This window comes from bacterium, from assembly GCA_030704665.1.
GTDB lineage: Bacteria > Patescibacteriota > Microgenomatia > Woykebacterales > RBG-16-39-9b > JAUYID01.
Genome location: JAUYID010000009.1, coordinates 571,179 through 589,597, shown reverse-complemented (window position 1 = coordinate 589,597; position 18,419 = coordinate 571,179). Strand labels below are relative to the sequence as shown.

Sequence of the window (18,419 nt, the reverse complement as noted above, 5' to 3'; positions counted from 1 at the left end):
TTATGTGCGCCAATCTCAAGTTTCATAAAGATTGCTTTTTAACTTCTTCGATACCACCAACCATAAAGAAGGCCTGCTCATTTACTGAATCATATTCTCCGTCAAGAATTTTCTTGAAACCTTTGACAGTTTCGGTAATTGGGACGTACTTCCCGGCCCTTCCAGTGAAGGTTTCGCCCACAAAGAAAGGCTGGGACATAAAGCGTTGAATTTTTCGGGCCCTGGTTACCGTCACCTTATCTTCATCGGAAAGCTCTTCCATACCAAGAATAGCAATGATATCTTGCAGTTCTTTGTAGCGCTGCAGAACCTTTTTAACTTGAAAAGCGATTTCGTAGTGCTCCTTGCCGACAACTTCTGGGTCTAGGGCTCGTGATGTTGAGGCGAGCGGATCGACGGCTGGGTAGAGGCCCTGCTCGGCAATACTTCTTTCTAGCACAATGGTTGAATCTAGATGAGCAAAGGTAGTCACTGGGGCCGGGTCAGTGTAGTCATCAGCCGGGACATAAATTGCCTGTAGAGAAGTGATTGAACCTTTTTTGGTTGAAGTAATGCGCTCTTGTAGGGCGCCCATTTCCGAAGCCAGGGTTGGTTGATAACCAACCGCCGAAGGAATTCGTCCCAGAAGAGCTGAAACCTCAGAACCAGCTTGGGTGAAACGAAAAATGTTGTCAATGAAGAGAAGAACATCCTGACCCTTTTCATCACGGAAATATTCTGCAATTGAAAGTCCAGCCAGAGCTACTCGGAGTCTTGATCCGGGTGGTTCGTTCATCTGACCAAAGACCATAGCCAGTTTGTCGAGAACCTTGGCTTCAGCCATTTCGTGGTAAAGATCGTTGCCTTCCCGGGTTCTTTCTCCGACTCCGGCAAAAACAGAGTAACCACCGTGTTCTTTGGCGATATTGTTGATTAACTCTTGAATAATGACGGTTTTACCCACCCCCGCGCCACCGAAGACTCCAATTTTTCCACCTTTGATAAAAGGAGCGACCAGGTCAATAACTTTGATACCGGTTTCGAGAACCTCCTGCTTGGTTTCTTGTTCTGTTAAACCCGGCGAGGGACGGTGAAGCGGATAAGTTTTGCTTGCGCCAACCGGACCTTTGTTGTCAATTGGTTCCCCAACAACGTTTAGGACTCTTCCCAAAACTTTTTCTCCAACCGGGACAGAAATCGGTTTACCGGTGTCAATTACCGAGGTACCTCTTTTCAAACCATCAGTTGGTCCCATGGCGACAGTTCGAACCCAGCCTTCACCAAGGTGGGATTGAACTTCCAAAATTAACTTTTCTACTTCAGAACCCTGCGGAGCCTTTAGTTCCAAGGCATGGTAAATCCCAGGTAGATTTTCTTTTGAAAATTCTACATCGATTACAGCTCCGACAATTTGAACAATTTTTCCTTCGTTCATAAACTTTTTACTCCAATGCAATAGCAGCAGTACTAATATCCAAGATTTCCTTGGTGATCGCTTCCTGGCGAATCTGATTGTAGGTGAGTGTTAGATCATCCACGAGCTCAAGAGCATTGTCAGTTGCGTTTTTCATTGCCAGCATCCGGGCCGAGTGTTCTGAAGCTCGGGCCTCAAGCAAATAATGTGTCAGTTCCATCAAAATATAGTGGGGCAAAAGCTGATCAAGGATTTGGTCAGCGTTTGGTTCAAATTTGAACTGGACCTCTTCCCCCTCTTTCTCATCTTGACTTTTTAGCGCCTCAAAACTTTCTCGATCCATGACCGGCAAAAGCTGTTTTGTTGCAGGCTCTTGCCGCAGAGTTGAAAAAAACTGTGTATAAACTACAAAAACTCGTCCGATTTCCCTGCTCAAAAATTTCTCGATTAAGAGTTTTGTCAAAGGGCGAATCGTCTCCAGACTTCCGTTTTCGGGAAGAGGGAAATCAGCAATCACTTCACGCCCGGTTTTGGCAAAAAAAGCTTTCGCCTTGGCCCCGAGAGAAATAAACTCTGATTCAGTTTTGAAACCCGTTAATTTTCGGATAAGGTTGCTGACCAAAGCTCCAGCCAAGCCTCGGTCGGAGGAGATAGCGACAATCAAGTCTTTCTCCTGGCCGTTGCCGGTCAAAAGGGGATGGGCCAGGGGGTTAATGCCACCGATCATTCCCCGCAAAACCTGGTTGATCAATTCAGAGTAAGGTTTGCCCGCGTTGGCCGCCTCTTGGGCGCGGCGCATTTTGGCTGCGGCAACAAGCTGCATGGCTTTCGTAATCTTGGCGGTGTTTTTGATTGATTTAATTCTAACCCGTATCTCTTTGACGTTGCTCATAAGTTATTTATAAGTTTTTTTAAATTCCTCAGTCGCCTTTTTCAGCTCTGCGCTCAATTTGTCTTCCAGGGTTTGTTTTTCCTTAAGATCGGAAAGAAGTTTGACCTTTTTATTGGCAAGAAAGAGAAGGTATCTTTCCTTGAAATCGGCAACTTTTTCCAGCTCGATGCTGTCAAGAAAACCATTGGTGGCCGCCCAAATAAGAGCAACTTGTTGCTCAACCGGGAGTGGTTGGTATTGGGGTTGTTTGAGAATTTCTGTCAATCTTTGACCACGCTGCAGCCTAGCTTTGGTTTCGGGATCAAGATCAGAACCGAATTGCGCGAAGGCAGCTAGTTCGCGGTACTGAGCCAAGTCAAGGCGAAGGGTTCCGGCTACTTGTTTCATGGCCTTGACTTGGGCCGAGCCTCCAACACGGGAGACCGAGAGCCCGACGTTAATTGCCGGTCTGGTTCCAGCGTAAAAAAGGTCACCCTCAAGATAAATCTGCCCATCAGTAATAGAAATAACGTTCGTTGGGATATAAGCAGAAACGTCTCCTGCTTGGGTCTCGATGATTGGCAGACTTGTCAGAGAACCACCACCGTAGTCCTGGTTCATTTTAGCGCTTCGTTCCAGCAGTCGTGAATGGAGATAAAAAACGTCTCCCGGGTAGGCCTCTCGTCCGGAGGGACGGCGCAAAAGTAGGGAAATTTGACGATAGGCCCAGGCGTGTTTACTTAAATCATCATAGATGATTAAGGCATCCTTGCCTTTGGACATAAAGTACTCCCCAAAGGCAGTCCCGGCATAAGGGGCGATGTATTGCATCGTCGCTGAATCAGCAGCGGAGGCGGCAACAACAATCGTGTGTTTCATAGCACCATATTTTTCGAGGGTATCAATGATCTGGGCGATCTTGCTGGTTTTTTGGCCGATGGCGACATAGATACAGGTCACACCAGTTCCCTTTTGGTTAATGATTGTGTCGAGAGTGATCGCGGTTTTGCCCAAGCCTCGATCCCCAATGATGAGTTCCCTCTGGCCCCGGCCAATTGGTATCATACCGTCAATAGCAATGATACCGGTTTGCAGGGGAGTCTTAACACTTTCACGGGTAATAACACCAGGAGCAACTTTTTCGATTGGGAAGCTTTCGGTGGCTTTTACAGCGCCTTTTCCGTCGATTGGTTCTCCAAGAGCATTGACAACGCGTCCCACCAAGGCCTGTCCGACCGGAACCTTCAGAACCGTACCGGTGGTTTCGACCTGATCACCTTCTCTTAAGCTTTTATAGTCACCAAAGACAACAATACCAACACTATTTTCTTCCAAATTCAAGGCTAGTCCAGTCAAACCGCCTGGAAGTTTGACCAATTCATTGTAAACCACGTCACTCAAACCGGAAACAATAGCGACCCCGTCGCTGACACTTTCAATAGTACCAACGTTCTTTTTTTGACCCGAGAGTTTTAACTCAGAAATTTCTTTTTCCAGTTGACTCAAAATTTGCTCAGCCATGTTGACTAAAAGCCTCCTTCAATTCATTAAGTTTTCCTGCTAAAGAATAGTCCAGGATGTCATCCCCAAGTTTTAAACGCAAGCCACCGAGAGTAGTTTCGTTAGTCCTGAAAGTAACTGTTTTGTCCGCGCCGAATTTCTTTTTGATTTCAGCTTCGATATCGGCAACTAAATCCTGGTTCAGAGGAAGAGAGCTTTCGACAAGAACCGTTTGTTTGGCTAGTTTTGCCCTCAGCAGCTTGCGGTAGGCTCGAAGCAAGTTCAGAGTTTCGCTAGGGTATTCCTTTTTAATCACTTTAATTTGCTCTGAAACTAAAGCAGGTTCAAGTCTGCCTTTGGCAAAAGAAGCTTGGAGAGATTTTTTCGCTAGCTTGAGTATTTTAGTCTTCATTTAAGTAAATCCTTTTCTGCTTCAACGACGAGACGTTTTTGATCCTCAGCAGTGAGGACTTTTCCGGTCATTTTAGTCATCGTTGAGACGACTAGACCGGCCAAATCTGCTTTGATCTCTGACATCATTTTTTCTTTTTCACTGCTAACCATAGCTTTGGTTTGCTCCATAGCTGTCTTGGAGACCTCTTTGGTTTCATTTCTGGTTTTTTCGAGTAGTACCTTGGCTTCTTCGGAAGCTTCATTGACTAGAAGAGCGGCTTCTTCATTGGCTTTCTTGAGGATTTTTTCTTGCTCTTCGGCAGCTTTGGAAAGCTTTTTTTCGATTTCCTCAGCTTGTTTCATTGAAATGGCGATTTTTTCTTTTCGAGTCTCAAGCATTTTAAGGATTGGTTTATAAAGAAAGACACGCAGAACCAATAGCAAAATCAGAAAATTAACGATATTTGCTAGAATAAGAATTGGGTTAATTCCGAACTGTTCGATTATCTGCATACAAAGTCTTTCTTTTAAAAACTACTTAACCAATAAAGGCTAGAATCAAGGCATAAATAGCAATAGCCTCGGCAAAGGCCATACCTACCAACATTGCGGGAAGGATTTTTCCCTGGGCTTCTGGGTTGCGGCCAATGGCTTCCATGGCTTTGGCACCAATCAGACCAATTGCCAGAGCTGGAATTACACCTCCGAGCGCAACAATCAAACCACCTTTAACAACAATTTCCATTGAATTTAAAAGCACCTCCTTTCAATTAATGAGACTCATGCTTTTCAGTCAGAATTAGCATGAAAACTAAAGTTAACATCATAAAAACAGTTGCTTGGACAAAGCCAACGAGCAGCTCCAAGAACAGGAACGGTAATGGTACCACAAAGGCGGCCAAACTGGAAACAGTTGAGAGGAGCGCTTCTCCTGCAAAAATATTGCCAAAAAGTCGGAAGGAAAGAGAAACTAATTTAGTTAGTTCCGAGACAAGCTCAAGAAGACCAACAAAAAGATAGATGGGGTTGAGACTAAAGTATCTTTTTAGATAAGCAACTACCCCTAAGCCCGTGACGGCAAAATAATGAGTAAAAGCAACTGAAGTAAGCGAGAGAGCCAGAGTAACGTTTAGATCAGAATTTATTGACCTAAAGAGAGGAACAATGGTTTCCTTTCCTTCGTGGATTTCTTTCAAACCAAAACCAGAGACAATGGGTAAAAGACCAAAATAATTGGCAGTAATAATAAAGATAAACAAAGTAGCCAAGATTGGGAAAAAGGTTTTGGCCTTCTCTTTTCCTGCCAAGGACTCAATCTGTTCCCAGAGAGCCTCAACGATCATCTCCGCGAAATTTTGTAAACCAGAAGGAACCAAAGAGACTCTCCTTGTTGAAAGGAAAGCAAAAGTGATCAACAGCAAGCTCACCAGCCAAGTTGTCAACAAGGTGTTGGTGACTGGTAGTGGACCAAGACTAAAAAGTTTTTCAGCAAAAAAAGTTACTTCCATTAGACTTCAAGTTGTCAGTGACCTAAAAAAGGCACATCGAGATATGATAGCAAAGCTGTCTCCATCGAGCAACACCCTCTTCTTCCTTGAAAACTCAAGGTCCTTGCCGCTATGATAAACAGAGTGCAAATAAAACCTGTCAATCCTGTCGTTTTGGTTGTCCTTGATGGTTGGGGAATCGCTGCCCCCGGACCTGGAAACGCGATTAGTCTAGCTAATAAGCCCAACTGGGACAACTACTACAATACTTATCCTCACACGCGTTTGGAGGCTTCAGGTGAGGCGGTGGGCTTGCCCAAAGGAGAAGCTGGTAATTCCGAGGTTGGGCACTTGAATTTAGGGGCAGGAAGAATTGTCTACCAGGAGTTGCCTCGAATCAATCAAGCTATCGCCGATGGAACCTTTTTGTCCAATCAAGCTCTTCAGGCAGCGGTTAAACATGCCAAAGACAATCAAACTACCCTCCACTTGATGGGTTTGATTGGGACAGGCGTGGTCCACTCAAGTATGGATCACCTCTACGCCCTACTTTGGCTTGCTAAGGAGGCAAAAATTGAGAACCTCTCCCTGCATCTTTTTACCGATGGTCGCGACTCACCACCCAACGCTTCACTACAACTAATCGGGGAACTAGAAAACAAACTGTCCAGTTTGGGGATTGGACAAATCAGTACTATCATGGGGCGTTACTGGGCGATGGATCGTGACAAACATTGGGAAAGAATCAAGGTAGCCTATCAAGCTTTGACTGTAGGTAGTGGTGAAAAAGCGCCAACGGCCGCGGCCGCAATTCAAAATTCTTACGCTAAAAATATTACTGATGAGTTTGTCCCCCCAACTGTAATTCAACCTGGCGCGCTCGCCCCAAAATTGATCAAAGAGAAGGACAGCCTCATTTTTTTTAACTTTCGCCCTGACCGGCCGCGACAGCTTACCCGAGCCTTTGTTTTGCCCAACTTTACCGAGTTTGAACGAAAAAAACTCAATGATCTTTATTTTGTCGCCATGACTGAGTATGAAAAAGCTCTGCCGGTTTCGTCAATTGCTTTCCCCCACGTCAAGGTAAACTCACCCCTCGCTTCAATAGTTTCTTTCATGAATAAACGTCAACTCCACATTGGGGAAACGGAAAAATATGCTCATGTGACTTACTTTTTCAATGGTGGTCAGGAGGACCCTTTTCAGATGGAGGATCGGGTCCACATTCCCTCCCCGCACGTAGCGACTTATGATTTAAAGCCAGAAATGTCGGCTGCCGAAATAACTGATTATGTCAACAGTAAACTGCGTGAACAATCCTATGAGTTTATCATGATCAATTTCGCCAATCCCGACATGGTCGCCCACACCGGTTCAATACCAGCAACGGTCAAAGCAATTGAGAGTGTTGATAAATGTTTGGGAAAACTGATTCCGACAATCCTCGGTTTGGGTGGGGGAGCAGTCATTACTGCCGATCATGGTAACGCCGAGTTGATGGTAAATCCTACCACTGGAGCGGCCGATACCGAACACACCACCAATCCAGTACCAGCGGTCATCATCGCGGAACAGTTTGGCAACATGTCAAGTAAACAACTGCTTTCGGGAATCTTAGCCGATGTCGGACCAACGTTGCTGTCTTTGATGGGAATTGCCAAACCAAGTACTATGACCGGGAGAAATTTAATTTCGCAGTACTAAAGTAAACTCCCCTTTGATCGTCTCCGTCTTAAACTTCTCAAATAGCTCTCCAGGCTTGCCCCGCACGACTGTTTCATGAATTTTGGTCAACTCTTTTGTTACTGCTAGATCCGCCTTTGGAAAAAACCTGGCCAGTTTTTCAAGAGTTTTTGTCAGACGATGGGGACTTTCGAAAATTACAATTGTCGAGGGCAAAATTGCCACTGCCTGGCTGGCTTGGGTGAGTAGTTTCTCAGCTTTTCCGCCTGACTTAGGTAAATAACCTAAATAAAGAAACCTATCGGTTGGTAATCCGGAGATAGTCAAGGCAGCTAAAACGGCCGAGGCACCAGGAAGAGAAGTTACTGATACTCCGGCGGCAGTCGCCTCGCGCACGAGTTTAAAGCCTGGATCAGAAATAGTTGGCGTTCCAGCATCAGAAACTAAGGCAATTTCTTTGCCTTCGGTCAGCATTTGTAGTACCTGACCAAGTTTGTCCACTTCATTGTGCTCATGAAATGAAAAAAGGGGTTTTCTGATTTTGTAATGCTGAAGCAGGAGACCTGTTTTTCTGGTATCTTCAGCTAAAATTAAATCCACTTTTTCCAAAGTTTCTAAAGCCCTTTGACTGATATCAGCCAAATTTCCAATTGGGGTAGCGATAAGATAAAGAGCCATCTTGGCAATGATAGCAAACTAAACTGACACTGAGCAAACTGAGGACCAAAACTGGTATTATTAATTTATGCTTGAGAGCTTGATCAATACCGCTACCAATTTAATAGTAGAAACCATTGCCGCTACGGGCTATTGGGGAGTCTTTCTTTTTATGACCGCGGAGTCAGCTCTGATTCCAATTCCTTCTGAAATCATTATGCCCTTTTCGGGACTACTCGCTTTTCAGGGTAAGTTTTCTTTTTGGTTGGTAGTGAGCGTCGGTGCGGCGGGAAACCTGGTTGGGAGTTTGCTTGCTTACGGTCTTGGCTACTGGGGTCAGGACCATTACGTGCGGAAATTTATCAGGAGTTGGGGTAAGTTTTTGCTACTTTCTGAAGAGGACTACGAGTTTTCCGTCAAATGGTTTAAAAAATACGGCAGCCCCTTGGTTTTTTTCAGCCGTATTCTTCCGATAGTTAGAACTTTTATTTCTTTGCCAGCTGGAATCACCAAACTACCTTTGAAAACCTTTATTCCACTGACCTTTTTGGGATCCTTTCTTTGGTCGGCTTTGCTTACTTACATTGGTTTGAAACTGCGTGAAAACTGGCACAGCATTGGACCTTTTTTCCGCAAATTTGACATCGTCATCATTGCTATCGTTATAATCTTAGTGGTTATCTACTTTTACAAGAAAATGAGGAAAAAATAGTGGAAGAAAAAAAAGTTCTTTTAGTTGAAGACGACCAGTTTATCCGCAACCTTTACGAACGGATGCTTTCCAAGGGTGGCTATCGGGTCAAAATTGCCACCAATGGTAACGAAGCTTTGGAGATAGCGAAAAAGGAGAGCTTTGATCTTTTGCTGCTTGATATCATGATGCCGGAAAAGGATGGCTTCCAAGTGCTTCAAGAGCTAAAAGAGGACAACAAAACTAGAGATTTAAACGTGATTGTCCTGAGCAACTTGGACGACGATCCCCTGCTTACAAAAGCACTTTCCTTGGGGGCTAAGGCTTACATTATTAAAAGTTCAGCTTCTCCAGCGAAGGTTTTGGAAGAAATAAAATCAGTTATAGGATGAGGAGAGAAACTAAAGCAGCCAGACCAACCACAGTCATTACTAGAGTAATAAGCCAGCCTAAGCTAGTGGTCAGCAAACCATTTTTCCTTTCCCCCATAACTTTTTTGTTGCTACTAATCAGAACAATTAAAATCAGTACGACCGGGGCAATCAGGCCGTTGAGAACCGCCGAATAGAGCAACGCCTTGATCGGGTCAATGCCAAAGAAATTGATAGCCAGACCAATAAGCATGGCAATGATGATGACCCCATAAAAAGCGTAAGCTTCTTTGAGCTTGCGGTAGAGACCGTATTTCCAGCGGAAGCTCTCACTCATGGCGTAAGAAGCTGAGCCGGCGAGGATTGGAACCGCCAAAAGACCAGTTCCGATGATGCCGGCAGCAAAAAGATAGTAGGCAAAGGGCCCAGCTAGAGGCCTAAGTGCGGCCGCAGCATCAGCAGCCGAAGCAATTTGAGTAATACCGTTGGAAAACAAAACCGCGGCTGTTGTCAAAATAATGAAAAACATGACTAGATTGGACAAAAACATTCCTGACCAAACATCGACTCTCATTTTTCGAATCTCTTCTTGGCTTGTTTCTTGCTGACGCAGTTGAATTGTCGTCTTACCTTCGAGAACCTCTTCCTCAACCTCTTGAGAAGTTTGCCAGAAAAATAAATAAGGGGAGATAGTGGTTCCCAAAATCCCACAAACGAGAAGAATTTGTTCTTTGTTTAGCTGAAGTTGAGGTAACAGACTAGCTTTGAAAACTTGACTCCAATCGATTCCTTTGATCATGAAAGCAGCCAGAACGTAAGAAAGAAGGAAAAGGGCGAGCCACTTTAAATATTTGGCGTATTTGTCATAAGTCGTAAAAATTTGCAGGACTAAACTGAGAATGGCAAAGCCAGCTACCAAAAAGCCAAAATTAAGATCTGGGCGCAAAAGTTGGGTGGCTTTGGCCATAGCTCCAAGGTCAGCACCCAGGTTCAAAGTGTTGGCTGCGAAAAGAAGAGCAGTACAAGTGTAGAGAACCCATTTTGGATAGTTGAGGCGGATGTTGGCAGCTAGTCCCCGACCGGTAACTAGACCAATGCGAGCACACATTTCTTGGACCACTGCCATCAGGGGAAAGGTAAAAGCCGCAAGCCAAAGCAGTTGAAAGCCGTAACGGGCACCAGTTTGAGAGTAGGTAGCAATTCCCGAAGGATCATCGTCGGCTGCGCCGGTAGTCAGGCCAGGACCAAGCATGCGCCAGTATTCATTGGCCTTTTTGACCGGGGCTTGGTTGGCAATAGTCTCAGAAACTTTTTTGGAAGTATCAATAGCGGCTTCAACAGCAACCGCCGGGGACTCGGCGACTTTCTCAATTATCTCCTCAGGCATTAGCTTTATTCTAAAGGTATCAAGTATCAAGTATCAAGTATCAAGTATCAGGATTGAAGGAGGTGGTTACCCGCTGTTAGTGATACTTACGAATTACCCCAACTACTTTACCCTGGATTTGGACATCGCGGACAATGAGTGGGTTCATGGTTGAATTGGCTGGTTCAAGACGGATGTGGTCAGCTTCTTTGAAAAAACGCTTGAGTGTGGCAAAGGTGCCGTTGTTCAGTAGAGCCACAACGATTTCGCCGTTGTCGGCGCTTTCAACTTGTTCACAGACGACAAAATCGCCATCGAGAATGGCTGCCTCAATCATGGAATTGCCTTTGACCTGAAGAACAAAGGAGCGTTTGTTGCCGACCAGGTCGGCCGGAACCGTGATCGTTGAGGCAGGATCGTCAATGGCCTCAATGGGCTGACCGGCAGCAATACGCCCGCTGAGGGGAAGTTCCACCCCAACCGGGACCCAGCCCATCGCCCTTTGATCAACTACCTCAATACCACGGCGAGTGCCTTCAGTTTTTTTCAAAACCCCTTTTCGGATCAAATTGGCAATGTGTTCGTGAACTGTAGCTGGGGAGCGCAAACCAAGACCGTCGCATATTTCAGCTAGTGTCGGGGCATAACCATTTTTTTGCATAAATTGAGAGACAAATTCAACCAGATCTCGCTGGCGTCGGTAAAGAACAGGAGCCATATAAAACCCTTCCTTTGCTCGGGCAAGTATTTAAGTTTAATAAAGAGGAAAATCGAATGGGCCCCGAGCAGGCCATGCACCGAGACTTTCCTTGGTAACTTTCAACCTAGCCCCGGACTGTAAGTTAATTCGCTTTGTTGAATTAGACTTACATTTTTTTGATCTGGTACGTGGCAGGTCATTCGTGTCTTTTCTGGTTATATTGTCGTCTCTTTTTTGGTCGTCTGTCAACTCAGGCAAAAAGACTCTTTTCACAACCAAACCAGATCAGTTTTTGGGGTTTAAATTTTGACTTCCTGCGCTATAATAGAGTTCGGAAGAAATTTGGGATCAATCTGACGTGTCGCCGCTTATGGATGAAAATCCTCGGCAGCGGTGACCTTTGGATTTGAGACCGGAGACGAGACTGCGCTTCAAGGGCACCACGCCCGCACTTTCCGAACCCGTCAAGTTTGAGAGTTACTAGCCAGTCTCTTCATCCGCTTTTTCCGTGCCGACAGGACCTCCTGTCTGGCCGTTCTTTCGGGGAGTCAGGTCTGTGCGCCAATGAGTGCAACTATGAGAGATTGCGTTCGAAGGCAGCCGCTGACTCCACCCCAACTACAACCTGGTTGAGCGACCAAAATCTGTTGCTTCCAGTGAGAAAGGCGGAAACTTTGGTGCTGTTGGCGGTTAACCTCCGTACCAAAGTGAAAGCAGAAGGCAGGAGAGGGACTACGGAATCGGGATGCTTTCAGCATTCGCGGTCGCAGCTGGTCTGGGTTCAGTTCGGAAAGTACACTCAGACTCCTGCCAACTAAGCAACACGTGGCCGGTTCAGCGACTTATCCTGGGTCCGCCACTGATGCACGAGCGCAGCTAGAAAAGTGAACAAAGAGGAAACTCAATGTTACACTTCCTCTGGCTGCGCTTCCTCACTTCTTGTACTTCTTTACTTCTGAGCTACAATAGAAATTCCAATGGGCAAATTTAAACTGCACGCGCCCTTTATTCCTACCGGAGACCAACCAGCGGCGATCGAAAAACTTGTGGCCGGAATCCAACGCGGCGATAAACACCAGACTTTGCTTGGAGCCACGGGTACGGGCAAAACATTCACGATTGCCAATGTCATTGATCAGATCCAGAAGCCAACTTTGGTTCTAGCCCACAACAAGACTTTGGCCGCTCAACTAGCTGCGGAATTTCGCGAGTTTTTCCCTGAAAGCGCGGTGGAATATTTTGTCAGTTACTATGATTATTATCAGCCCGAGAGCTATGTTCCCAAAATCGATCTTTACATTGAAAAAGATGCCGATATCAATGAGGAAATTGACCGACTGCGTTTGGCGGCAACCAAAGCCCTAATGACCAGGAAAGACGTCATTATTGTCGCTTCAGTCTCCTGCATTTACAACTTGGGCAACCCAGTTGCTTACCGCCAAAGCACAGTGGGTTTGTTGAAAGGCCAGAAATTTTTACTTGGAGACCTGGCCAAACGCTTGATTGATTTGCAGTACGAGCGCAACAATACTGATCTGCGGCGTGGAACTTTTCGAATCAAAGGGGACATTCTCGAGCTTTATCCCGCCTACGAACAGTTTGCTCTCCGCGTCAGTTTTTTCGGTGATGAAATTGAAAAAATAAGTAAACTCAACGCGACTAGCTTTGATCTCGAAGAAGAGCTTGAAGAAATTTTGATTTTTCCCACCCGTCACTATCAGATGGAGGAGGAAGATATTGCTAGCCCAATCAAGCAAATTCGAGCAGAACTTGCCGAAAGGCTGAAGTATTTAAAAAAGAATGACAGATTGGTTGAGGCGCAAAGATTGGAACAGCGAACCAACTATGATTTGGAAATGATGGAGCAGCTGGGTTATTGCAACGGAATTGAGAACTATTCACGCTATTTCGATCATCGAGCGCCAGGTGAGGCGCCGTACACACTGATAGATTATTTTCCCAAAGATTTTTTACTGATTGTCGATGAATCACACATGAGCTTGCCGCAGGTACGGGGAATGTGGCACGGAGAGAAGGCACGGAAAACAACCTTGATTGATCACGGTTTCCGTTTGCCCTCGGCGCTGGACAACCGACCTCTGAGCTACGATGAGTTTTTCCGCAAACTCAACCAAGTGATTTACACTTCCGCCACCCCGCAGAACTACGAAATTTCTTTATCTACTCAAGTGGTCGAGCAGATCATCCGTCCGACCGGCGTGGTTGATCCTGAAGTTGAAGTGCGAGGCACCAAAGGGCAAATTCCCGATTTGATCTCCGAAATTGACCAAAGGGTCAAGAAAAACGAGAGAGTTTTGGTGACAACCTTAACAAAGCGGATGGCCGAAGACTTGACCGAATACCTTCAGGAACGGGAGATCAAGGTCATGTACATCCATTTTGAGGTTGATACGCTCGAGAGAGTTCAGATTTTGAAAGATTTGCGGCGGGGAATTTATGATGTTTTAGTTGGGGTGAACTTGCTCAGAGAAGGACTGGATTTACCTGAAGTTTCTCTGGTGGCGATCATGGATGCGGACAAAGAAGGCTTTCTGCGCAACAAAACTTCATTAATCCAGACTATCGGACGGGCGGCTCGTCGAGTTAATTCTAAAGTAATAATGTATGCTGACCGAGTCACTGGTTCAATGAAGGAAGCTATCAGCGAAACTGACCGGCGGCGGGCGGTTCAGATCAAATACAACGAAGACCACGGCATCACCGCGACAACTGTCGAAAAAGCCTTGCATGACATTGGGGAGCGTTTGAGTGAGATCCAGCCGGAGGCAACCACAGTTGAAGAACTGGATCTGACCAAAGTTCCCGCTGATCAAGTCAAAAAACTGATCAAGGATCTAGAAGCAACGATGAAAGCGGCAGCCGAAGATCTGCAGTTTGAGCGCGCCGCACTGATCCGCGACCAAATCATGGAACTTAAAAAAGAAGAGGTTGCGGTTCCAAAGACAATCACTGCTCAGGGGAAAAAGATCTAGTTCCCTATGCTATAGTTTTTGTATTATGAATGTTTTCTTCACGACTCCGTTCTCCGGCAAAAAACACTATCAAACCTTTATAGATGCTATTGTTGCTACTATTAGGAAAAGTGATCGGGTTATTACCCCTGAAGACACTAATCGGTATTTTGCTTCTCTCGATAAACTACAGCGCCAAGGCTTAAATAAAGAACAAGCCCATTACGCCTTTATTAGGCAAGGAATTGCCTCTGCTGATGTGGTAATTATCGAAGCAACGGAAGAAGATATTAGAGTGGGTCATGAGTTAACGCTGGCCCTGCTTTTTCATAAACCAACATTAATTTTAGCTCAAGGCAAAGATTTCAGTTCTTATATTACCCATGACTTGCTTCAAGGTAATTCCTATGAAACTGAAGAAGAAGCCAAAGGAATTGTAGCGGGCTTCTTGAAAAACGCTTTAAGCGGGCGTTCCGAAAACTCAATGCAGACTTTAGATACTTCGGCGGATAGTCTCCACTCTATTGCTTTAGCAAGACTTCGACAGCTCGCCAAGCAGGAGCCAGGACAGTTTGGGGAATGGGCTAGAGAGGCAGATACAAACCCCGAAAAAGTAGCTGCTGAAATTGAAAAGAAGCTTGGATCTCTCAAAAAACAGCCGGCCTGGGCAGTTTTTGCCCCTGTTTACAATGAGGATAGTCCAGATTATATACAATCTGGTGTAGCAAGGTTTGCCAAAGAAATTCTTGAAAGTTATAAAATTCCCAAAGATGCGTTGGTAGTAGAGGCGGCTTGCGGTACGGCAGCACTTGCAAGACAACTAGTTTCACAGGGTTTTTCCAAAATAAAAGCTTTTGATAATTCTCGACCTATGCTTTCCGAAGCCTTTAGATTAAGTGCTGGTTATCCGAACATTGAACTTTTCGAGGCTGATATACGAACTGTGAGTATTGACAAACCTGCAGCGGCGGTAGTTTGGACTGACTACAGTTCAAATTTTGCTTTAAATCCGATACAACTTGAGGAGATGGTTTCACGATTAGTAAATATTTTGGATAAAGACGGAATTTTGGTCTTTGATATCAGGACTTTCCAAGGCTGGCAAATTGATTTTTATTCCCAACCAATTACTATCTTCGCGACTGAGAGGTTTCACCGAATTTGGCTGAACCATCAGGACACAAAAAAGAACTTTATTAACTTTGATGTTTTTATAAGAACTCGTGATCCTGACGGTGCCTGGTCAGATTGGAAACGTGAGTCAATGACAGAAAAAATGTGGTACTTAAGAGAGGTACTATTTGTAGTTGAAAAAATTAAGGGCGTATCTCTCGAAGGGGTTTATCGTGACGATTTTCGCAAAATTGATACTCTTACCGAAGAACCTAATCTTGCCTATTTTGTTATTAAAAAACATTAGACTTAGCTCCTAGATATTGTTTCAACTTGCTTTTTCTGGTAGAATTTTTCGGCTTATTTACTCTTTTTATGGTAGACAAAATCGTCATTCGCGGCGCCCGTGAGCACAATCTCAAAAATGTGAATCTAGAAATTCCCAAAAACTCTTTGGTTGTTATCACCGGCATTTCCGGTTCGGGGAAAAGTTCACTCGCCTTCGACACGATTTATGCGGAAGGGCAGCGCCGCTACGTTGAATCTCTCTCAGCTTACGCGCGCCAATTTTTAGGTTTGATGGAAAAGCCCGATGTCGATCAGATCGAAGGGCTTTCACCGGCAATTTCTATTGACCAGAAGTCGGCTTCGAAAAACCCACGTTCGACAGTTGGCACCATCACCGAAATTTATGACTACATGCGTTTGCTTTGGGCTCGAGTTGGGCATCCTCATTGCCCGGTGGATGGAAAGGAGATAGCAGCTCAGTCAACTCAGGAAATAGTTGATCAAATTTTGAGTCTAGAAAAGGACAAGAAAATTTTGCTACTTGCCCCAATCGTCAAAGGCAGGAAGGGGATTTATGACGAGGTTTTCCTGGATTTGAAGAAAAAGGGTTTTGTACGAGCCCGTGTCGATGGGAAAGTTTACGAAATTGACGAAACTCCTAGTCTTGATCGTTACAAAATCCACAACATTGAAGTTGTCGTGGATCGACTGGTTTTGCCGATTGAAAGACAGAGGCTGACTGATTCGGTTGAAGTGGCTCTTAAACTTGGGGAGGGTTTGATTCATATCAACGTTGAAGGTGAAAAGGATCGGCTTTTTTCAGAGAAATTTTCTTGTCCCGAGCACGACGTTTCTTTGCCCGAACTTGAGCCAAGAACTTTTTCTTTTAATTCACCCCACGGGGCTTGTCCGGGCTGTTCTGGTTTGGGGACCAAACTTACGGTTGATCCCGAGCTGGTTCTTCCCAACAAGACTTTATCAATCAGCGAGGGGGCAATCATTCCCTGGAGCCGAACTCTTGCCCATGACAACTGGACCGCCCGCCGCCTCGAGGCTCTCGCCACCGAGCTAAACTTTTCTTTAAGTACTCCAATCAAAGATTTGCCCAAAGATATCCTAGACAAAGTTCTGTACGGCTCTTCGCAGGATGTTCTTGAAGTTTCTGGACGCAACCGCTTCGGGCGCAATATCCGCTTCTCAACTACTTTTGAAGGAGTGGTTCCTGAGATGCTACGCCGCTATCAGGAAACAGAAAGTGATTGGGTCAAAAAGGAAATTGAAAAATACATGCGGGAGGAAGTATGTGACCTTTGCTTCGGTAGTCGCTTAAAAAAAGAAGCTGCCTTTGTTACTATCAAGAATAAATCAATTGTTGAAGTTTCCGCACTAGCAATTTCTCAAGTTTCGGACTGGTTCAGCAATCTTAAACTAGCAGAAAATGAAGCTTTGGTAGCGAAACAAGTTTTAAAAGAGATTCAGGAAAGGTTGAAATTTTTAATTAATGTTGGTTTGGACTATTTGACTATAAACCGGACTGGGGCGACTTTGGCCGGAGGAGAAGCACAAAGAATTCGTCTTGCCTCCCAAATCGGCTCTGGGCTTTCGGGTGTTCTTTACGTCCTTGACGAGCCTTCGATTGGTTTACACCAGCGAGATAATTCAAAGCTCATTGAGACTCTGAAAAAACTGCGAGAACTGGGCAACACCGTCATTGTTGTTGAGCACGACGAGGAAACAATTCGGGCTGCGGATTGGGTCGTCGACGTTGGTCCGGGAGCAGGTGAAAACGGTGGGGAAATTGTTGCCCAAGGAAGACCAGATGATATCGCCAGGAACCCAAAATCAATCACCGGAGAGTTTCTCTCTGGGAAAAAAGTGGTGAGCCGAAAAAGTTTTGCGAAGAAAAGAGCTGAGGTAGGTGAGATCAAAATAGTTGGTGCTGCCGAACACAATTTGAAAAAAATTGATGTTTCAATTCCGCTTGGCAAATTTGTTTGCGTCACCGGTTTGTCTGGATCAGGAAAATCAACTTTAATTTGGGACATCCTTTACAAAGCACTGGCCGCGAAGTTTTACCGTGCCAAGGACCGACCCGGAGCTTTCAAAGAAATTCTTGGCACGGAAAAGATTGACAAAGTCATTGCCATTGACCAGTCCCCAATCGGTCGTACCCCACGTTCGAATCCAGCAACTTACACCGGAGCTTTTATCTACATTCGGGACATTTTTTCAAAAACCGCTGAAGCCCGAACCAGGGGTTACCAACCTGGTAGGTTCTCTTTTAACGTCAGAGGAGGAAGGTGCGAAAACTGCCAAGGGGATGGTGTTATCAAGGTAGAGATGCAGTTTTTGCCGGATGTGTACGTGACTTGCGAAGTTTGTGCTGGGGCGCGTTACAACCGTGAGGCTTTAGAAATTTTTTACAAAGGTAAAAACATTTCTCAGGTTTTGAACATGACTGTTTCCGAAGCAGTCAGTTTTTTTGAAAACATTCCGGCTATTTCCTCGAAACTAAAAACTTTAGATGAAGTTGGACTTGGCTATATCCGCTTGGGTCAGCCGGCGACCACTCTTTCGGGTGGGGAAGCCCAACGGGTTAAGTTGGCAACTGAGTTGGCCAAAAGAAGTACTGGTGGGACGCTTTATATTCTCGATGAGCCAACCACTGGGCTGCACTTTGCTGACATTGAAAATCTTCTGACTGTTTTACACCGACTGGTTGAAGTGGGAAACAGTGTTCTCGTCATTGAGCACAACCTTGACGTGATTCGTACTGCCGATTGGATCATTGACCTGGGGCCAGAAGGTGGTGTACGGGGAGGGGAACTAGTGGCAAGTGGGGAGCCGGAGAAGATTGCCAAGCAAGCAAGGTCTTTTACCGGAGCTTATTTAAAGCCTTTGGTCAGCCAAAAATAAATTTTACAACTCTCCTGC

16 protein-coding genes are annotated in these 18,419 nt (G+C 45.3%); 6 read left to right on the top strand and 10 right to left on the bottom strand.

Annotated elements, in window-relative coordinates; all coding sequences use genetic code 11:
• Positions 1-22 precede the first annotated feature (22 nt).
• From atpD to atpB, 7 genes are read right to left on the bottom strand one after another with little or no spacing between them, the layout of a single operon-like run.
• On the bottom strand, positions 23-1,414 hold the full coding sequence (gene atpD, locus Q8P13_03490; GenBank protein MDP2671491.1) for a F0F1 ATP synthase subunit beta: 1,392 nt from the start codon (positions 1,412-1,414) through the stop codon (positions 23-25).
• Positions 1,415-1,421: 7 nt separating this feature from the next.
• On the bottom strand, positions 1,422-2,285 hold the full coding sequence (atpG, locus tag Q8P13_03485; GenBank protein ID MDP2671490.1) for an ATP synthase F1 subunit gamma: 864 nt from the start codon (positions 2,283-2,285) through the stop codon (positions 1,422-1,424).
• Positions 2,286-2,288: 3 nt separating this feature from the next.
• On the bottom strand, positions 2,289-3,785 hold the full coding sequence (gene atpA, locus Q8P13_03480; GenBank protein MDP2671489.1) for a F0F1 ATP synthase subunit alpha: 1,497 nt from the start codon (positions 3,783-3,785) through the stop codon (positions 2,289-2,291).
• Positions 3,778-4,176, bottom strand: coding sequence for a F0F1 ATP synthase subunit delta (locus Q8P13_03475; GenBank protein ID MDP2671488.1), 399 nt, complete (start codon positions 4,174-4,176; stop codon positions 3,778-3,780). Before Q8P13_03475 ends, atpA begins: the two co-directional genes overlap by 8 nt.
• Positions 4,173-4,670 (bottom strand): F0F1 ATP synthase subunit B, encoded by a 498-nt coding sequence (atpF, locus tag Q8P13_03470; protein MDP2671487.1) that lies wholly within the window; start codon positions 4,668-4,670, stop codon positions 4,173-4,175. The genes Q8P13_03475 and atpF overlap by 4 nt, the downstream gene beginning before the upstream one ends.
• A gap of 25 nt (positions 4,671-4,695) precedes the next feature.
• Entirely contained in the window at positions 4,696-4,902 is a 207-nt protein-coding gene (locus tag Q8P13_03465; protein ID MDP2671486.1) for an ATP synthase F0 subunit C, read from the bottom strand.
• Between the two features lie 25 nt (positions 4,903-4,927).
• On the bottom strand, positions 4,928-5,665 hold the full coding sequence (atpB, locus tag Q8P13_03460) for a F0F1 ATP synthase subunit A (GenBank protein ID MDP2671485.1): 738 nt from the start codon (positions 5,663-5,665) through the stop codon (positions 4,928-4,930).
• 123 nt (positions 5,666-5,788) lie between these two features.
• On the opposite strand from atpB, the gene gpmI reads away from it, so the two are divergent.
• Complete coding sequence (gene gpmI, locus Q8P13_03455) at positions 5,789-7,348, top strand: 2,3-bisphosphoglycerate-independent phosphoglycerate mutase (protein MDP2671484.1); 1,560 nt, start codon at positions 5,789-5,791, stop codon at positions 7,346-7,348.
• On the opposite strand, the gene rsmI is transcribed toward gpmI, so the two are convergent.
• On the bottom strand, positions 7,331-8,005 hold the full coding sequence (rsmI, locus tag Q8P13_03450) for a 16S rRNA (cytidine(1402)-2'-O)-methyltransferase (protein ID MDP2671483.1): 675 nt from the start codon (positions 8,003-8,005) through the stop codon (positions 7,331-7,333). The genes gpmI and rsmI overlap by 18 nt on opposite strands.
• Before the next feature lie 67 nt (positions 8,006-8,072).
• On the opposite strand from rsmI, the gene Q8P13_03445 reads away from it, so the two are divergent.
• Both Q8P13_03445 and Q8P13_03440 read left to right on the top strand, forming a co-directional pair.
• Complete coding sequence (locus Q8P13_03445) at positions 8,073-8,696, top strand: DedA family protein (GenBank protein MDP2671482.1); 624 nt, start codon at positions 8,073-8,075, stop codon at positions 8,694-8,696.
• The gene (locus Q8P13_03440; GenBank protein MDP2671481.1) at positions 8,696-9,067 is read left to right on the top strand and encodes a response regulator; all 372 of its coding nucleotides are present in this window, start codon (positions 8,696-8,698) and stop codon (positions 9,065-9,067) included. Before Q8P13_03445 ends, Q8P13_03440 begins: the two co-directional genes overlap by 1 nt.
• Here the strand turns inward: Q8P13_03440 and Q8P13_03435 are convergent.
• On the bottom strand, positions 9,057-10,433 hold the full coding sequence (locus tag Q8P13_03435) for an Nramp family divalent metal transporter (GenBank protein ID MDP2671480.1): 1,377 nt from the start codon (positions 10,431-10,433) through the stop codon (positions 9,057-9,059). The genes Q8P13_03440 and Q8P13_03435 overlap by 11 nt on opposite strands.
• Positions 10,434-10,509: 76 nt before the next feature.
• Entirely contained in the window at positions 10,510-11,130 is a 621-nt protein-coding gene (gene lexA / locus Q8P13_03430) for a transcriptional repressor LexA (GenBank protein ID MDP2671479.1), read from the bottom strand.
• 959 nt (positions 11,131-12,089) lie between these two features.
• Between lexA and uvrB the strand changes: the two genes are divergently transcribed.
• From uvrB to uvrA, 3 genes are all read left to right on the top strand, one after another.
• Positions 12,090-14,105 carry an excinuclease ABC subunit UvrB gene (gene uvrB / locus Q8P13_03425; GenBank protein MDP2671478.1) on the top strand — a complete coding sequence of 672 codons (2,016 nt, stop codon included), beginning with the start codon at positions 12,090-12,092 and terminating at the stop codon, positions 14,103-14,105.
• A gap of 25 nt (positions 14,106-14,130) precedes the next feature.
• On the top strand, positions 14,131-15,504 hold the full coding sequence (locus Q8P13_03420; GenBank protein MDP2671477.1) for a class I SAM-dependent methyltransferase: 1,374 nt from the start codon (positions 14,131-14,133) through the stop codon (positions 15,502-15,504).
• Positions 15,505-15,572: 68 nt separating this feature from the next.
• Entirely contained in the window at positions 15,573-18,401 is a 2,829-nt protein-coding gene (gene uvrA, locus Q8P13_03415; protein ID MDP2671476.1) for an excinuclease ABC subunit UvrA, read from the top strand.
• Positions 18,402-18,419: the final 18 nt, after the last annotated feature.